This is a genomic window from Magnetospirillum sp. WYHS-4 (assembly GCA_039908345.1).
Taxonomy (GTDB): domain Bacteria; phylum Pseudomonadota; class Alphaproteobacteria; order Rhodospirillales; family GLO-3; genus JAMOBD01.
On sequence record JAMOBD010000010.1, the window covers coordinates 1 to 16,240 of the forward strand.

Below are 16,240 nucleotides of genomic sequence, written 5' to 3' on the forward strand. Positions count from 1 at the left end.
CGCCGACCGCGACCGCCTGGCGATCCGCATCGGCGGCGTCCAGGTGGCGGCCGACGGCTGCCGCGTGCCCGGCTACGACGAGGCGCCGGTGGCCGCCCACATGAAGGGCCAGGAAATCGCCATCGAGGTGGACGTGGGGGTCGGCGGCGGTCGCGCCACCGTCTGGACCTGCGACCTGACCCATGAATATATCGCCATCAACGCCGACTACCGGTCATGACCGGGGGCTGCTACGACGCCCCCGTGCGCCGGCCGTCGCGTCCCTTGCCGATGCTGCTGGTGACGGCGGTGGCGATGGTGGACGCGGACGGCCGCGTCCTGCTTGCCCGCCGCCCGGCCGGCAAGGCCATGGCGGGGCTCTGGGAGTTCCCCGGCGGCAAGGTCCACGAGGGCGAGACCCCCGAGGCGGCGCTGGTGCGCGAACTGAAGGAGGAACTGGCGGTCGACATCACGGAAAGCTGCCTCGCACCTTTCGCCTTCGCCTCACACCCTTACGAGGACCTCGGCTTCCACCTGTTGATGCCCCTTTACGTCTGCCGGACCTGGAAGGGCACCGTGACGCCCCTGGAAGGCCAGGAACTGCGCTGGGTGGCGCCCGCCCGCTTAGCCGACCTGCCCATGCCCCCCGCCGACATCCCTTTGGTGCCGCTGCTTAGGGATTTCCTGGCGTAATGGTGTAGACTGGTCCGCATGAGCGAGCCACGGACCTACACCGCCTGCGTCATCGTGATCGGCAACGAGGTACTCTCGGGCCGCACCCGCGACGCCAACATCCAGTTCCTGGGCGCCCGCCTGAACGACCTGGGCATCCGCCTGGTCGAGGCGCGGGTGCTGCGCGACGACGAGGCGGCCATCGTGGCCGCGGTCGACGAATGCCGGGCCCGTTACGACTACGTCTTCACCACCGGCGGCATCGGGCCGACCCACGACGACATCACCGCCGCCTGCATCGCCAAGGCCTTCGGCCGGCCTTTGGTGCGCGATCCGCAGGCCGAGGCGCTGTTGCTCAGCCATTACCGGCCCGACGACGTCAACCCGGCCCGCCTGCGCATGGCCGACGTCCCCGCAGGCTCGATCCTGATCGACAACCCGGTGAGCCGGGCCCCCGGCTTCCAGGTGGAAAACGTCTTCGTGCTGGCCGGGGTGCCGATGATCGCCCAGGCCATGTTCGAAGGTCTCAAGGACCGGCTGGCCGGCGGCGTCCCGCAACGGGCGCGCACCGTCTCCGGCTTCACGCCGGAAGGGGGTCTGGCCGGCGACCTGGCGGCGGTCCAGAACCGCCATCCGGCGGTCGAGATCGGCAGCTATCCCTTCATCCGCCAGGGCCGGCTGGGGGTCAGCCTGGTGGCGCGGAGCACCGACGACGACGCCCTGGAAGCGGCGGTGGCCGACCTGAAGGCGCTGATCGCCGCCCGCGGGACCGATCCCCTGGAGGAGACGCCGCCATGACCTCCCTGCTGCCCCACCAGAAGGACGTGCTGGGCTTCCTGCTCAGGCATCTGGTGGCGGGGGTTCTGGGCGGCTTCTTGTTCGGCGGCCTGCTGCTTTACGTGGATGCCGGCGGCATGCGCAGCATGATCGTGGCCTCGCGGGACGGCTGGATCTACCTGTTCCTGCTGTTCTTCGGCCTGTTCGTCACCTTCGGCGGCGCCGGCATGGCCATCGGCATCATGAGCCTGGGCGAGGAACGGGACTGAGCGGAAATCTCACCGCTCCCCGAACAGGGACAGGAAGTCGCCGTAGCCTTCCTCCGCCAGCTTTTCCTTGGGGATGAAGCGCAAGGCCGCCGAATTCATGCAATAGCGCAGCCCCGTCGGTGCCGGGCCATCGTCGAAGACATGGCCAAGGTGGGAATTTCCGGCCTTGCTGCGCACTTCGGTGCGGACGGAGAACAGCTTGCGGTCGCTACGGGTGGTCACGCGGTCCGGCGCCAGGGGCTTGGTGAAGCTGGGCCAGCCGGTGCCGGAATCGAACTTGTCGCGAGACGAGAACAAGGGCTCGCCGCTGACGAGATCGACGTAAAGCCCGTCCCGCTTCTCGTCCCAGTACTCGTTGGAAAAAGCCCTCTCGGTCCCCTCCTCCTGGGTGACCTTCCATTGCAGCGGGGTCAGGCGTTGGCGCAACTCCGCCTCGGGCGGGCGGGCGTAGCGCCGCTCCGGCTTGCCGATCCGGGTCACGTCGACCGCCAGATCGGCACCCCAGGCGGCGCGGACGAAGGACAGACGTCCCGATCCCACCGCATAGGCCTGATATTGCAGGGCGTTCTTGCGATGGTAGTCCTGGTGGTGGTCTTCCGCGGCATGGAATCCGGTAAAAGGCAGGATCGCCACCGCGATGGGGCGGTCGAACCTGCCGGAAGCCGCCAAGGCGGAACGGGAACGCTCCGCCGCCTCCCGTTGCGCCTCGTCGTGGTAGAAGATCGCCGGCCGGTACTGGGGGCCGCGGTCGTGAAACTGTCCATGCCCATCGGTGGGATCGAACATCCGCCAGAAGGCTTCCAGCAGGCCGGCGTAGGACACCACCCGTGGATCGTATTCGACCTGGACCGATTCCAGATGGCCGGTGGCGCCCCGGCAGACCTGTTCGTAGGTAGGGTTGGCCTCCTTGCCGCCGGCATAGCCGGAGACGGCACGATGGACCCCCGGCAGCTTGGCGAAGCCCGATTCCACGCACCAGAAGCAGCCGCCGGCGAAGGTGGCGACGGCCAGATCGAGCGGTTCGGTCCGGGCCAAGGGAACGGGTTCGGACGGCGCCATGGCGAAGCCTCCCAGGAATGCGAAAAGGGCGAGAAGGTGGCGTTTCATCATCACGGCTAGAAGGTTTGCATTCCACCCGGCCATGTCAAGACGCCCCGGCAGCCATACCGATTCCGTTCTTGTCGCCGTCCTGCTCCGGTACGAGAATTTCTCCTTGGAATTTCAATCCGGCGGGGAAGGCCATGCCGGACACGATCAGCCAGCCACCTCCAGCCCTGAAATCGGAGCGGGATCGCTTCGTCGCCCTGGCATTCTGCTGGGCCGATATGATTCTTGAGCTGGATGAGGCCGGCGTCGTCCAGTTCTCCGGCGGCGTGGTCGATGCCGTTCTCGGCCGCCAGCCGGACGACCTGAAGGGCCTGGGCTTCGGGGATCTGGTTCTGCCCGCCGACCGACCGCTGGTGGCCGAACTTCTCGACGCGGCCCGCCATCGCGGCCGCATCGAGAATGTCTCCATCCGCCTCCAGGGAATACGCGGGCCGACGGCCCCCCTGCAATTCGCCGGCTATTTCCTGCCCGACCTGAATCGCCACTTCTTCCTGTCCTTCCGGGTTGGGCCGCCGGCTGCGCTCCGCCATCCGGAACGGGAACTGCACCGGGATACCACCTCGGGGCTCTATCGCAGCGACACCTTCTCCGAAATCGCCTGCGAGGCCCTGGGCGCTACCCCAGTCACCCGCACCCCGGAAGCCAAAGATGCCCCGCGGGCCCTCACCCTGATCCAGTTGGACGGCTTTTCGGACCTGCAGGCCCGCCTGCAGCCCGATGCCCACCGGCAACTGGAGAGAACCATCGGCGCCTGCCTGAAGGCCCATGCGGTGGACGGGGATGCCGCCGGCGTGGTGGCGCCGGGGCGCTACAGCTTGGTCCACACGGCCGAGGTGGACGTGGGCGACCTGGAAGACAAGATCGCCAATTACGCCCGCGCCGCCGACCCGGAGGAAAGAGGGGTCGATGTCGGTTCGGCTACCATCGCGGTCGATACCCATCTGGTCAGCGAACAGGATTTGGCGACCGGCCTATTGCACGTCATCAACCGTTTCCGCAAGAACGAGGGCCCGGCCTTCACCCTGAAGAAACTGTCGAACAACCTGTCGTCGCTGGTCGGCGAGGCGGTGCGGGCGGTGGACCTGTTCAAGAACCTGGTTCTGGCTGGCGAGTTCGGCATGCGCTTCCAGCCCATCAATCATGTGGAAACCGGCCGGGCGCACCATTTCGAGGTCCTGGCAAGTTTTCCCACCGCCATCGGCCAGGGCTCGCCCTACCGCTACATCACCTTCGCCGAGGAAACCGGCCTGATCTGCGACTTCGACATGGCGATGGTGCTCAAGGCCCTGGACTGGCTGGCCCGCGAAAACCGCCTGGGCCGGTACCGCATTGCCGTCAACTTGTCGGGCCATTCCATCGGAGTGCTGTCCTTCGTTGACGAACTGCACCGGCAGTTGGCCCAGAATACCTGGGCCCAGCGGTCCCTGATCTTCGAAATCACCGAGTCCGCCCGCATCCACGACCTGGATGCGGCTAACCGCTTCATCCAGAGCCTGCGCAAGCGCGGGCACGAGGTTTGCCTCGACGATTTCGGCGCCGGCGCCGCCAACTTCCAGTACCTCTCGGCCCTTGAGGTCGACGTCGTGAAACTGGACGGGGAAGCTCTGAAGCAAGCCATCGCCGGCCCGCGCGGCCGGGCCTTCCTCAAGGCATTGGCGACGCTTTGCACCGAACTGGGCGTCGACATCATCGCGGAGATGGTCGACGACCTCGCGATGTTCAAGTTCGTCAAGGACTGCGGTATCCGCTATGTCCAGGGCTACCTGTTCGGCAAGCCGTCCGAAGATATCTCGGTCTTCGGCCGGGGACGGCGCCTGGATTGGATGAATTCTTGAAATGCTGGCCTTCCAACCGATGTAGAGGGTAAAGTCCAGGAGGTTGGACCGGCCTGGGCATTGGGGGAAGACGTGGACGACCTGCGGAACGAGCGGACGGGCGAAAGCGAAGGCCTGCTGGCCGGGTTTCCCGGCGCGGCCCTGCTGGTCCGCGGCAACGGCCAAGTCGCCGCCGCCAACGCCAAGGGCGCCGGGGTCGAGGCGCTGCTCCGCCACAACGCCATCCCCGAGGTCCTCGGACTGATCGAGAAGGCCGCCCTCGATTCGACTCTCGCGGTCGGCACCGTCTCGCTGGCCGGAACCCGGGGCGAAGTCTTGCTGGAGGTAACCGTCGTGCCGCGGGAGCGGGACAACCTGTTCCTGGTGCTGGCCCGCGATCTGACCATGGAACGCAACCTGCGCTCCGCCCTCGTCGAATCCCGCCAGCGTTACAAGGACTTGGTGGAGGTATCATCCGATTTCGCCTGGGAGGTGGGGCCGGAAGGCCAGTTCGTCTTCGTTTCCTCGCGTGGCGCCCTGGGCTATGCGGCGAACGAGTTGGTGGGCCGCCGTCCCGAGCAATTCGTCCGCAACGCCGACGAATACGATCCTCTCCCCTTCGTCAGCGACCGCCCCTTGAGCGACGTGGAACTCTGGATGAACCGGGCCGAAGGCGAAGTGGCCTGCGTTCTGGCATCCTGCGTCCCCCTGCTCAGCGAGAAGGGAGAATGGCGCGGCACGCGCGGCGTCTGCCGCGACGTCACCGTGGAACGGGAACAGGAGGCGGCGCTCGCCCGCGCCCGCCACCGCGAACAGCTGCTCAACTACATCGTCAGCACGGTTCGCGACGAGGTCGAACCGCTCAACATGCTGACCGCCGCCGCCGCCGCCACCGGGCGGGCCCTGGCCGCCGCCGGTTGCCGCATCTTCCGCCAGCAGGATCAAGGATATTTCGCGGTCGCGGCCGAACATGGAACGGTGGTGGGGCTGGAAAAGCTGGCAGACCGCCTGACGGCCCTGGAAAGCGACGGCGGCGTCCTGGAACTGGAAATCGGCCATTGGGTGGTGCTGCTTACCGCTACCCAGTATCGTCAGGCGGTGAACGGGGCAGTCGCACTGTGGCGCGATGGCGCGGCGGGAGCCTGGGACGACGACGCCCGCATCCTCGTGGGCGACGTGGCCAACCAGTTGGGCATCGCCAACGAGCAGATCGCCAACCACGAGCACATCGTCAAGATGTCGCGCACGGACCCGATGACCGGCATGCTCAACCGGCGCGCCTTCTTCGAGGAGGAACTGCCGCGCCGCATCGCCCGCCTGGTCCGCGCCAACGCCACCGCCGCCCTGTTCTATGTGGATATGGACAACTTCAAGCGCGTCAACGACGTGCACGGCCACCATGTGGGCGACGAGGCCATCCTGGCCTTGCGTGACATGCTGCTGGAACACTCGCGCCCCGGCGATCAACTGGCCCGCCTGGGCGGCGACGAATTCGCCATGTGGCTGGACGGCATCCCACCCGAGACCACCATCAAGCGCGCCACGGTCTTGATCGAAGACAGCAAATCGCTGCAGCGTTATTCGGGGGACGCGGCCCATCCCCTCGGTATTTCGCTGGGCATCGCCCTGTTCGACCCTGCCACCGGGGAAAGCCTCGACGATCTCCTTGCCCGCGCCGATGCCGCCATGTATGCCATCAAACGGGCAGGCAAGGGTGGATACCGGTTGGCCGAACCGCCCGGCACGGCGGTCAAGGCAAGCTGAGGGGGTGAGCTTGGCGGAAACCCTGAATTACGAACAAGCCAAGGAAATGGCGCGGAACCACGATCCGGCGGCACGGGTCCGCTTGGCCGGACGGACCGACTTGCCGCCCGAGATCCTCTTTTTCCTGGCCAACGATCCGGCGCCCGAAGTGCGCCGGGCGGTGGCGGAGAACCAAGCCCTTCCCCATCAGGCCGATCTGCTGCTGGCCCGCGACTCCGACCAGTCGGTACGCGAGGGTTTGGCCAGCAAGATCGCCAAGCTCGCCCCCGGACTGTCGACCGACGACCAGGATCGGCTGCGTCGCCAGACCTACGAAGCCCTGGAGACCCTGGCCCGCGACCAGATGACGCGGGTGCGCCAGATCCTGTCCGAGGCCCTGAAGGACGTAGCCGACGCGCCCACCGACGTCATCCGGATGCTCGCGCGGGATGCCGAGATCGTGGTGTCGGGCCCGGTGCTGGAATATTCGCCCGTACTCTCGGACGCCGACCTGCTGGAGATCATCGAATCCGGCCCGGCCGCGGGCGGCCTGGGCGCCATCGCCCGGCGCGCCAACGTCAGCGAGGGCGTGTCCGATGCGGTGGCGGCAACCGACGACGTGGAAGCCATCGCCGACCTGCTCGGCAACACCAGCGCCCAGATCCGCGAGGAAACCCTGGACGCCCTGATCGAACGCGCCCCCTCGGTCGATCTTTGGCATGCGCCCCTGGTGGGGCGCCCTCATCTGCCCCAGGGGACCGCTGCCCGCCTGGCCCTGTTCGTCGCCGACAACCTGATCGGTGTCCTGGAAAAGCGTACCGATCTGGATGGTGCCACCCTGGAGGCGGTCCGTTCGGTGGTGCAGCGCCGTCTGGCCGACGCCCGCGGGGACGCAATTTCCCGCGGGCCCGATCCCACCTCCAGCCAGGACTTCCTGAAGATCGCCCCACCGATCACCGTTGCCAAGCGCCTGCACGGCGCGGGCCGATTGGACAACAACGTGGTCGCCAAGGCCATGCACGCGTCCGACCATGCCTTCGTCCTGGCCGCTCTGATCGTGCGTAGCGACTTGCCGACAAAGGTGGTCGAGAAAGTCTTCGCCGAACGCAGTGCCAAGGGTATTCTTGCCATCTGCCATCGTGCGGAGCTGCCAGCCAAGCTCTCCGTACCCATCCAGCAGCGCATGGGTCGCATTCCGCCCGCCGATGTCCTGCAGCCCCGGGGGACCGCCTATCCCTTGGGCGAGGACGAGATGGCCTGGCAATTGGAATTCTTCGCCGACCTCGTGGGTAAGGAGAAATAGCGGTGCGCGCGGACGATCTGGTCGGACGGAAGATGAGCTACGAGGAAGCCAAGGAGCTGGCCCGTACCGGTGACGCCAGCCAGCGCCGCAGCTTGGCGGCCCGTCCCGACCTCAAGCCGGAACTCCTCTACTTCCTGGCCGAGGATTCCGAGCCGGTGGTGCGCCGCGCCGCTGCCGCCAACAGGGCCTTGCCCCGTCAGGCCGACCTGATGCTGGCCGGCGACGCCGATCAGGAGGTCCGCGAGGGCTTGGCCGACAAGATCGCCAAGCTGGCGCCCGGCCTCACGGCCAACGAACAGGACAAGCTGCAGCGCCAAACCTACGAAGTCTTGGAGACCCTGGCCCGCGACCAGGCCACCCGCGTACGTCAGATCCTGTCCGAAGCGCTCAAGGATATCGCCGATGCCCCGCCCGAGGTGATCCGCCGGCTGGCCCGCGATGCGGAACTGGTGGTCTCGGGTCCGGTGTTGGAGTTTTCCCCGGTCCTTTCCGACGAGGATCTGGTCGAGATCATCGTCACCAATCCGGTGAAAGGCGCGCTGGGCGCCATCTCGCGCCGCGCCTTCGTCAGCGAGCGGGTGTCGGAAGCCGTGGTCGCCAGCGACGACGTGGACGCCATCGCCGAACTGCTGGGCAATCGTAGCGCCCAGATCCGCGAGGAAACTCTGGACCGGGTGATCGACCGCGCCGTCGACATCGAACGCTGGCACATGCCCCTCGTGCAAAGGCCGACGCTGTCCACCCGCTGCGCTCAGAAGGTTGCACGATACGTTGCCAGCAACCTTCTGGATATATTGGACAAACGCCACGACCTCGATCCGGACGCCCTGGCGGCGGTTCGCGCGGTGGTCGAGAAACGCTTGGCCGAGGCCGACGACCTGGGTTCCGACGCAATGCCCCGCAAGACCAAGGAAGGGCCGGGCGTGTTCGATATCGAAGACGTGGAGTCCAAGGTCGCCACCCTGATGCAGGAGGGCAAGCTGGACCATTCCATGGTTTCCGATGCCCTCAAGCGCAATGATCGCCACTTCGTCCGGGCGGCCCTGACCGAATTGTCCGGGGTGGCGCGGGGGGTGGTGGAAAAAGCCTTTCTCACCCATAGCGCCAAGGGCATCGTCGCCGTTTGCTGGAAGGCGGGACTCGATCCGGATACCGCGCTCGTCGTCCAGCAGCGCCTGGGTGGCCTGGCACCGCGCGATATCCTGGAACCGGAAGAAGCCGGCACTTGGCCCCTGTCGCCCGCCGACATGGAATGGCAACTCGAATTCCTCAACGACTTGGCAAGGTAGCCATGCGGGGCCAGAACGAACGCATCCGTACCTTCGGATTGGGCTTCCTGATTACGGTACTGGGCTTCCTGGTCGCATACCAGTTCGTCGAACCCGCCCCGCCCAGCACCATCCGCTTGGCGACCGGATCGGCGCTGGGAGCCTATCAGTTGTTCGGCGAGAGCTATCGCAAGATACTGGCTCGCCAGGGGGTGACTCTCGAGCTGGTGCCCTCGGAAGGATCGGTGGCCAACCTGCGTTCCCTCAAGGACGAAGCCACCGGCATCCAGGTGGCCTTCGTCCAGGGCGGCACGGCACCGGCGGTAGACCCGTCGGGCCTTACGGCCCTGGGCAGCCTGTTCCTGGAACCGCTCTGGGTCTTCATGCGCGAAGGAGAACAGGTGGACCGCCTGAGCCGCCTGAAGGGACGGCGGCTTGCCGTGGGGGCGGAGGGCAGCGGCACCCGAATCGTCGCTTTCCGCCTGCTCGACGAGAATGGCATCGGCGCCGACGAGGCGGAAATGCTGCCCCTGGCCGGGCCGGAAGCCCACGTGGCCCTGCAATCGGGCGAAATCGACGCAGCCCTGGTGGTGGCCTCGCCGCGCGCTCCGCTCATCGAAGCCATGCTGAAGGACGAAAGCCTGCGCCTGATGACTTTCGAGCAGGCCGAGGCCTACGCGCTACGCACCCGTTACCTTAGCCCCGTGCGCCTGCCGCGCGGCGTGGTCGATCTAGGCGCCGACCTGCCGCCCGCCGACGTGACCCTGGTGGCACCGGCCGCCATGATGGTGGCGCGCGACGATCTCCATCCGGCGCTGGTGTCTCTGCTACTTCAGACGGCTCGCCAAGTCCACGGCCCCGGCGATCTGTTCGAGACGCCCGGCACCTTCCCGTCCGCACGATTCGCCGAGTTCCCCCTGAGCGACGAGGCGGAGCGATTCCTCCGTTCCGGCCCGCCGCTGCTGCAACAATATCTGCCCTTCTGGGCCGCCAATCTGGTGGATCGCCTCAAGGTGATGCTGATTCCGGTGGTCACCCTGTTGATCCCGTTGTCCAAGATCCTGCCGCCGGTCTACCGCTGGCGCGTGACATCGCGCATCTCCCGCTGGTACCGCGACCTGCTGGCCATCGAGACCCAGGCGGCCGAGGCCACCGATCCCCAGGCGCTGAAGGACATGCTGACCCGCCTGAAAGCCATCGACGACGAGGTCAAGCGCCTGCCCGTCCCCCTGTCCTACGCCGACGCGGCCTACTCCTTGCGCATGCACATCCGCTTGGTGCGCGACATCGTCGACCGGCAGGGGAAAGGGGAAGGCGAGTGACGGCCCCCGGTTGACAGGCCGGGCACGGCGCGGGATCATCGGCGCAAGACCAATCAAGGGAGGCTCCCCATGGACCGCGTGCTTGAAGGCCTGGACACCATCCGCCAGGAAATCGCCACCCTGCGCGCCGAGCACGACCGCTACAGCTCGCTGCAGGACGAAAACCGCCGCTTGGCGGCGGACAACGCCGAACTGCGCGAAGAGCTCCTGGAACTGGTGAACGACTACGCGGCGCTGGTCGACCGCGATTACGGCACCCGCCGCGAACCCCAACCCAGTCTCAACAATTCCGCCATTCAGCGCGCCCGCACCACGCTCGCCAAGAAGGGCGGCTGAGGCAAGGGGGCTTTCAGGGGAGAATTCCTTTGAAACCCTGTGACGATGCAGAAACCCTGCGGCGCGGTTTGTCGGGTAAACATCAGTAACTTGTATTGTCGGTCCACATGGAAGGCTCGAAACGGACGACTTGGTTGCGCCCCTTTTCCTTGGCTTGGTAGAGCGCCACGTCGGCGAACTTGAGTGCCTGCCAGAAGGTTCCGCTGTCTTCCGGAAATCCGGCCACGCCGATGGAAATGGTCTTCTTCAGTTTGGCGGTCGGGGTAATGACTTCCATGGCCTCGACCGTGGTCCGAATCTTCTCGGCGACGGGGATGGCGGCCTCGACCCTTGTATCGACGAGGACGATGAGGAATTCTTCTCCACCGAAACGGATGACCAAGTCGTTGGCCCGCACCGACTGGCGCAGCGCCTTGGCCAGTTCCTTGATCACGACGTCCCCGGCATCGTGGCCGTAGGTGTCGTTGACCATCTTAAAGTGGTCGAGATCGAGCATCATGATCGTCAAGCCCGCCTTGTGGCGCTCGGCGTTGGCGACCAGGGTGTCCATGTACTCTTCGAGGAAACGGCGGTTGTTGAGGCCGGTCATGGGGTCGCGCAGGCTCGATTCCTTGAGGGTCGCCATCAGGCGCTTGCTCTCCAGCACCGGGGCCGTCTCGCGAAGGTAGACGTTGATCAGGGGGAGTTTTTCGATGATATCGGCCTCGTTGCCCCCATGGGTCACCAGTTGCAGGACATTGCCGACCCCGCCCGACTGGATGACCGGGATGCATACGTGTCGGCGGCTGCCCGGCCCGTCCTTGGGCCTGAAGGAATAGCAGATGTCTGGATTCTCGATGCCGTTGACCGTATGGCCGGTGCGCCGCGCCCGGCAAGCCTCGGCGCGCACGGTGATCTGCATGTCGCACCAGCGGCAGGCGGCATCCTTCTCGCCATCGACGATGAGCGGAAGAATCTGCGTCTTGTTGGAATGCATCTCATAGATGGAATATTCGTGGATATCGAGCTCGTTGCCAAGCACCCGGGACAGACGCTCGTATATCTCTTCCTTGGTTTCATCCTCCTCGATGGCCTGCTTGAAATGAGCCGCCCTGGTCAGACCGCTGACCATGTCGATGGTGGCATCGAGCAGGTTCTCGCCGGCCTTGGGAGACCGCTTGGTCAGACGGGCGACGTTGTCGCCGATCTGGTGGAGGCCATTATCGAGAAATGTCAGCAGCCCGTTGAGGTCGGTGGCGATCTTGCCAAGTTCATCGTTGCTCGACTGCGTGACGCGGGCTTTGAAGTCCCCTGCAAGGGCCTTCTGGACGACATGTTCGACATCGACGGCGGTCTGCGTGATGGGCTTAATCACCCGGCGCACGAGAACGAGCGAGATCGCGGCGAACACCGCCACCGTTCCGACGATGCCGGCAATGATCATCAAGGCCTTGTACTTGAGGTTGCCAATGGACATCGAGAGGGTCACCGCGCCCAATACTGTCCCTTCGGGAACCTGGTGGCACTCAAGGCAATTGGGGGAACCCTTTGCGGTGGCAGTGAAGGGGATTGTGCCCCTGAAGATCGTATCCCCATCAACCTCGACGACTTCGTAGGCCGTCCTCCCCTCGTCGATGACCCGGCGCTCAAGCTCATCGACAGGCGCCTCCTGGGTGAGGCCCTCGCCGAACTGGTTGATAACCTTGGGCGAGCGGACCACACGAGCCGAGGAAAGACCTTGGACGTCCATCAGGCGGCGCAGAAAGTTCTCCCGCTTGTCGATGACCCCGTTGATCATCGATTCGGTCAGATGGACCCGCACGATCTCGGCGGCCGTCCGGATATGTTCAGACGACGAAGCGATGGAAAACGACCGGAATGCATAAAGGTTTATCGCAACAAGCATGGCAATGAGGCCGATGGCGATGATTGTAAACGCCAACATGACCTTGGAATTCAGACGCACAGTTTCTCCCTCGCCCGGCGAAACAACCCTAGAAACATGTGGGATTTTCCAAGCCATCTCCCCCCCCCTACCCCAAAGTCGGCTTAACTTAGCTTTTAGAAAGATTAAAAGCTAGAATTAAAATATATTATTTCCGCCCATGTGCTTCTCATGGGGAAAAAAATACTACCGTGAACATGAATAACGCGAATTAGCCCCCACCCTTATCCACATATTGGAGGCTGATTACCTGCAACCAAGGCCGTTACACACCATGTGGCCAGGACAGCCACCTTGAAGCACGCGGAACGACCGGTTCGGTGGGGAACGGGAGTTGGCTGGGGCGCCAGGATTCGAACCTGGGAATGGCGGTACCAAAAACCGCTGCCTTACCGCTTGGCTACGCCCCAACCGGAAGCGGCGCACCATAAGGCCAATCGCGCCGCCCTGCAACACCCGACCTGGGACCTTTGTCAAACGCGCGCCGGCCCCAGTGACAAAATCAGCTCGCGACACTCATCTTGAAGATCGAGGACAGGTAGGCTATACTTTCGCCTCGTAGAAGCGTCTCGTCTCCAGAAAGGAGGATGAAATGGCCATGGAACCTTTAGGCTCCGTTTTTTCGAGTGCCTACCAGTCGGCGGTCCGTCAGGCCCCGCAGGAAGTGCAGGTAGCTACCGCGGCGGTGACTACCGTCGGGCAGGTCGATGCGGTCCAGGTTGGCGTTTCCAACCAAGGGACGGTCGGCGACGAGGCCAAGAACAACACTCCGAAGGCCCCCCCGGTCGCCCCCCACCTCGGTCGTCTTGTCGACGAAGAGGCTTAAGCTCCTGCCCTTTAATCTTCGAGACTTGGAGGTTCTGTCATGGCAACGGAAATCAATGGGGTCCCACCGGTCGGTTCGGAACGCCTGATCGTTCAGCCGGCTTTGGCGTTTTCCAGGGAAGCGACCCAGAGTCAACGGGAATACGCCGAACAGGCGCGCCAGGAAGCCCTGGAAGCCCAGAAGGAGGAGCGGGCCAAGGCCGCCGCAGCCGCGGAACAGGCCGACAAGTCCGCCCAGCACGACGCTCCGGAACAACAGCCGGGCAGCGGCGGCGGCGAGAAGGAAGCCGGCCAGGGGGACGACAAGTCGCCGGCGCCTCAGACCAAGGCGCATGTGAGCATCGTCGCTTGATCGGCGTTGGCGACCGCGTCCGGGCTCGTCGTCTTTGGCTTTCGTCTTTGGGATTGGCCTTATGGATGGCAGTGGGGTCGGTGGCCTTCGCGCAGGGAGGCCCGACGCCGCGCCGGGATTCACCGGGCGCCATGGTCGATGAGACCCTGAGCCGCCTGCTCGGCCTCATCGAGACCTTCCTGCAAGCAGTCCCCAGTTATGAGACACCGGAAATCCAGGATAACGGTGACATCGTCATCCGCCGCAAGAAGCCGCCGACGGAGTCGCCCACGCCGCCCAAGTCCGGCCCCATGCCTCCGAAGAAAACTCCCGGCCCGGACACGACGCGCACCTGATCCGGTATCCCTCGCAATCCCATATGTTGTGTGACGTCTGAGAGACATCCACAAAAAGGGCTGGGATTAGCTTCGACTTTTGCATAGACTCTTTCCGTGGATTCGTTCCGGGAGGGTCGTTTTCCCAGTGGCCGCCAGCAGGCAGACAGGACCAAGGTCCCCCTCGCCCGTCGCCCGTCCAGACAACGGGCGAGCCGTCGCCTCTTCCCTTTCCCCACCGTCGCCGACGCCTCCTTTGTGGAGGCGTCTTTCGTTTCGGGCCATCCCCTGCCAGAGGAGACCTTGAACCATGACCAAGCGTGCCGCCCGCCAAGCCAAGACATCCGCCACCGTCCGCGCCCTGGTGCCCGTGCGCGCCGGCTGGGACCCGCTGGAGGAAGGCCACCGCGACATGAGCTACCGCCGCCACGTGCGGCCGCGCAGCGCCAACCAGGAAGCCCTGATGGCGGCCATCGCCGAGAGGGGCGTGGTGCTCGCCCTGGGCCCGGCCGGCACGGGCAAGACCTACCTGGCCATCGCCAAGGCGGTGGAAGCCCTGGAAGACCGGCAGGTCGAACGCATCGTGCTCACCCGCCCCGCCGTGGAAGCCGGCGAAAGCCTGGGCTTTCTGCCCGGCGACATGCAGGAAAAGCTGGCGCCCTACCTGCGCCCGCTCTACGACGCGCTGACCGACCGCCTGGGCGGCAAGCGGCTGAAGGCCCTGCTGGCCGACGGCAGCATCGAGATCGCTCCCGTGGCCTTCATGCGCGGCCGGACCTTGAACAACGCCTTCGTGGTCATCGACGAGGCCCAGAACTGCACCTATGGCCAGCTCAAGATGCTGCTGACCCGGCTGGGGTGGCATTCCACCATGGTGATGACCGGCGATCCCGACCAGACCGACCTGCTGCCCGGCCTGTCCGGTCTGTCCGACATCGCCGCCCGCCTGGACCGTCTGCCGGACGTGGCGGTGGTCCGCCTGACCGACGTCGACATCGTCCGCCATCCCTTGGTCGCCAGCATGCTGACGGTTATTTGACGCCGGCCTATTCTCCCCCTTTCCCCCCCAACCCATATTTCGGCTATGGTGGGGAAAGGCGTTCCAGAATGGAAACGGGAGTCCCCGGTCATGGCCGACGACTACAGGATCGACAGCCACAAGCTGATCTACCACCCCGAACGGGTCGCCCAATTGCTGGCGGCGCGGGACGACTGGGAAAAGGCCAAATCGGTCTATCCCATCTACATGGAGGTCTCGCCGATCGGAGCCTGCAACCATCGTTGCGTCTTCTGCGGCGTCGACTACATCGGCTATAAGCCCGACATGCTGGACCTGGAGGTCATGCGCCTCCGCCTTCCCGAAATGGGACGCCTGGGCGTGCGCAGCATCATGTACGCCGGCGAGGGCGAGCCCATGCTGCACAAGAAGATCGTCGATCTGGTCGAGATCGCCAAGGCGTCCGGCATCGACGTCTCGTTCACCACCAACGGCACCATCCTGCCCAAGGGATTCATCGAGCGCGCCTTGCCGCTGACCTCATGGATCAAGGTGTCGATCAACGCCGGAACGGCGGAAACCTATGCCCAGCTCCACCGCACCAAGCCGGAGGACTTCGGCCAGGCGGTCGCCAACCTGAAGGCCCTGGCCCAGGCGCGCGGGCCGGGCGGTTGCACCATCGGCGCCCAGATCCTGCTGCTGCCCGAGAACGCCCGCGAGATCGAGACCCTGGCGCTGCTCTGCCGCGACGAGATCGGGCTCGACTACCTGGTGGTCAAGCCCTACTCCCAGCACGTCTTCAGCAAGACGCGGAAGTACGAAGGCCTGGACTACAATTCCCTGATCGCCGTCGGCGAAGGCCTGGAACGCTTCGACACGGACAAGTTCAAGGTGGTGTTCCGCGGCCATACCATGCGCAAGTACAGCCGGTCGGACCGCTATCCGCGCTGCTATTCGGTGCCCTTCCTCTGGGCCTACATCATGGCCAACGGAACGGTTTCGGGCTGCAGCGCCTACCTGTTGGACAAGCGCTTCGAGTTCGGCAACGTCAACGAGGCCGGCTTCCAGGAAATCTGGGAAGGCGAACGGCGCAAGGCCAACTACCATTTCATCATGAACGAACTCGACATCGAGCACTGCCGGCGCAACTGCCGCATGGACGAGGTCAACCGGTATCTCTACCAACTGGTCGACAATCCGCCGCCTCATGTGAATTTCATTTAGGCGAGCTCCTGGAT

At 65.1% G+C, this 16,240-nt stretch carries 17 protein-coding genes, 1 tRNA gene and 1 pseudogene; 15 read left to right on the forward strand and 4 right to left on the reverse strand.

The window, feature by feature from the left end:
* The 4 genes from H7841_05070 to H7841_05085 form a co-directional block, all read left to right on the forward strand.
* A partial coding sequence (locus H7841_05070; GenBank protein ID MEO5336253.1) for a bifunctional ornithine acetyltransferase/N-acetylglutamate synthase occupies nt 1-220 on the forward strand: 220 nt, incomplete at its 5' end.
* Nucleotides 217-672: a (deoxy)nucleoside triphosphate pyrophosphohydrolase gene (locus H7841_05075; protein ID MEO5336254.1), complete on the forward strand. Its 456-nt coding sequence runs from the start codon at nt 217-219 to the stop codon at nt 670-672. The genes H7841_05070 and H7841_05075, both read left to right, overlap by 4 nt.
* An 18-nt stretch (nt 673-690) precedes the next feature.
* On the forward strand, nt 691-1,449 hold the full coding sequence (locus H7841_05080; protein ID MEO5336255.1) for a molybdopterin-binding protein: 759 nt from the start codon (nt 691-693) through the stop codon (nt 1,447-1,449).
* Nucleotides 1,446-1,697 carry a hypothetical protein gene (locus tag H7841_05085; GenBank protein ID MEO5336256.1) on the forward strand — a complete coding sequence of 84 codons (252 nt, stop codon included), beginning with the start codon at nt 1,446-1,448 and terminating at the stop codon, nt 1,695-1,697. The genes H7841_05080 and H7841_05085 overlap by 4 nt, the downstream gene beginning before the upstream one ends.
* Nucleotides 1,698-1,706: 9 nt before the next feature.
* On the opposite strand, the gene msrB is transcribed toward H7841_05085, so the two are convergent.
* Together msrB and msrA are read right to left on the reverse strand one after the other, a co-directional pair.
* Nucleotides 1,707-2,123 (reverse strand): peptide-methionine (R)-S-oxide reductase MsrB, encoded by a 417-nt coding sequence (gene msrB / locus H7841_05090; protein ID MEO5336257.1) that lies wholly within the window; start codon nt 2,121-2,123, stop codon nt 1,707-1,709.
* A 183-nt stretch (nt 2,124-2,306) separates the two neighbouring features.
* A pseudogene (msrA, locus tag H7841_05095) lies at nt 2,307-2,756 on the reverse strand (peptide-methionine (S)-S-oxide reductase MsrA).
* 182 nt (nt 2,757-2,938) lie between these two features.
* Between msrA and H7841_05100 the strand changes: the two are divergent.
* The 6 genes from H7841_05100 to H7841_05125 all read left to right on the forward strand — a co-directional run bounded on the left by H7841_05100 (nt 2,939) and on the right by H7841_05125 (nt 10,590).
* A complete protein-coding gene (locus tag H7841_05100) occupies nt 2,939-4,639 on the forward strand; it encodes an EAL domain-containing protein (GenBank protein ID MEO5336258.1) in 1,701 nt (566 codons plus the stop codon).
* 72 nt (nt 4,640-4,711) lie between these two features.
* A complete protein-coding gene (locus H7841_05105) occupies nt 4,712-6,382 on the forward strand; it encodes a sensor domain-containing diguanylate cyclase (GenBank protein MEO5336259.1) in 1,671 nt (556 codons plus the stop codon).
* A gap of 10 nt (nt 6,383-6,392) precedes the next feature.
* Nucleotides 6,393-7,664: a DUF2336 domain-containing protein gene (locus tag H7841_05110; protein ID MEO5336260.1), complete on the forward strand. Its 1,272-nt coding sequence runs from the start codon at nt 6,393-6,395 to the stop codon at nt 7,662-7,664.
* A 2-nt stretch (nt 7,665-7,666) separates the two neighbouring features.
* A complete protein-coding gene (locus H7841_05115) occupies nt 7,667-8,953 on the forward strand; it encodes a DUF2336 domain-containing protein (GenBank protein ID MEO5336261.1) in 1,287 nt (428 codons plus the stop codon).
* Nucleotides 8,954-8,955: 2 nt separating this feature from the next.
* On the forward strand, nt 8,956-10,254 hold the full coding sequence (locus H7841_05120; protein MEO5336262.1) for an ABC transporter substrate-binding protein: 1,299 nt from the start codon (nt 8,956-8,958) through the stop codon (nt 10,252-10,254).
* A 69-nt stretch (nt 10,255-10,323) separates the two neighbouring features.
* Nucleotides 10,324-10,590 carry a hypothetical protein gene (locus H7841_05125; GenBank protein ID MEO5336263.1) on the forward strand — a complete coding sequence of 89 codons (267 nt, stop codon included), beginning with the start codon at nt 10,324-10,326 and terminating at the stop codon, nt 10,588-10,590.
* Nucleotides 10,591-10,672: 82 nt separating this feature from the next.
* Here H7841_05125 and H7841_05130 read toward each other — a convergent pair whose 3' ends face one another.
* Together H7841_05130 and H7841_05135 are read right to left on the reverse strand one after the other, a co-directional pair.
* Nucleotides 10,673-12,391: a diguanylate cyclase gene (locus H7841_05130; protein ID MEO5336264.1), complete on the reverse strand. Its 1,719-nt coding sequence runs from the start codon at nt 12,389-12,391 to the stop codon at nt 10,673-10,675.
* Between the two features lie 458 nt (nt 12,392-12,849).
* Nucleotides 12,850-12,924 (reverse strand) — tRNA-Gln (locus H7841_05135).
* Nucleotides 12,925-13,106: 182 nt separating this feature from the next.
* Between H7841_05135 and H7841_05140 the strand changes: the two genes are divergently transcribed.
* From H7841_05140 to H7841_05160, 5 genes are all read left to right on the forward strand, one after another.
* Nucleotides 13,107-13,340, forward strand: a complete 234-nt coding sequence (locus H7841_05140; GenBank protein MEO5336265.1) for a hypothetical protein — start codon at nt 13,107-13,109, stop codon at nt 13,338-13,340.
* Between the two features lie 39 nt (nt 13,341-13,379).
* On the forward strand, nt 13,380-13,691 hold the full coding sequence (locus H7841_05145; GenBank protein ID MEO5336266.1) for a hypothetical protein: 312 nt from the start codon (nt 13,380-13,382) through the stop codon (nt 13,689-13,691).
* A gap of 131 nt (nt 13,692-13,822) precedes the next feature.
* Nucleotides 13,823-14,026 carry a hypothetical protein gene (locus H7841_05150; GenBank protein MEO5336267.1) on the forward strand — a complete coding sequence of 68 codons (204 nt, stop codon included), beginning with the start codon at nt 13,823-13,825 and terminating at the stop codon, nt 14,024-14,026.
* 289 nt (nt 14,027-14,315) lie between these two features.
* A complete protein-coding gene (locus H7841_05155; GenBank protein MEO5336268.1) occupies nt 14,316-15,044 on the forward strand; it encodes a PhoH family protein in 729 nt (242 codons plus the stop codon).
* Between the two features lie 90 nt (nt 15,045-15,134).
* Nucleotides 15,135-16,226 (forward strand): radical SAM protein, encoded by a 1,092-nt coding sequence (locus H7841_05160; GenBank protein MEO5336269.1) that lies wholly within the window; start codon nt 15,135-15,137, stop codon nt 16,224-16,226.
* The last annotated feature ends 14 nt before the right edge of the window (nt 16,227-16,240 follow it).

Excerpts from the sequence above, each read along its gene's own strand:
- H7841_05120 (MEO5336262.1), top strand. The coding sequence starts at position 8,956 with ATGCGGGGCCAGAACGAACGCATCCGTACCTTCGGATTGGGCTTCCTG.
- H7841_05125 (MEO5336263.1), top strand. The coding sequence starts at position 10,324 with ATGGACCGCGTGCTTGAAGGCCTGGACACCATCCGCCAGGAAATCGCC.
- H7841_05080 (MEO5336255.1), top strand. The coding sequence starts at position 691 with ATGAGCGAGCCACGGACCTACACCGCCTGCGTCATCGTGATCGGCAAC.
- H7841_05145 (MEO5336266.1), top strand. The coding sequence starts at position 13,380 with ATGGCAACGGAAATCAATGGGGTCCCACCGGTCGGTTCGGAACGCCTG.
- H7841_05160 (MEO5336269.1), top strand. The coding sequence starts at position 15,135 with ATGGCCGACGACTACAGGATCGACAGCCACAAGCTGATCTACCACCCC.
- H7841_05085 (MEO5336256.1), top strand. The coding sequence starts at position 1,446 with ATGACCTCCCTGCTGCCCCACCAGAAGGACGTGCTGGGCTTCCTGCTC.
- H7841_05100 (MEO5336258.1), top strand. The coding sequence starts at position 2,939 with ATGCCGGACACGATCAGCCAGCCACCTCCAGCCCTGAAATCGGAGCGG.
- H7841_05140 (MEO5336265.1), top strand. The coding sequence starts at position 13,107 with ATGGCCATGGAACCTTTAGGCTCCGTTTTTTCGAGTGCCTACCAGTCG.
- H7841_05150 (MEO5336267.1), top strand. The coding sequence starts at position 13,823 with ATGGTCGATGAGACCCTGAGCCGCCTGCTCGGCCTCATCGAGACCTTC.
- H7841_05155 (MEO5336268.1), top strand. The coding sequence starts at position 14,316 with ATGACCAAGCGTGCCGCCCGCCAAGCCAAGACATCCGCCACCGTCCGC.
- H7841_05075 (MEO5336254.1), top strand. The coding sequence starts at position 217 with ATGACCGGGGGCTGCTACGACGCCCCCGTGCGCCGGCCGTCGCGTCCC.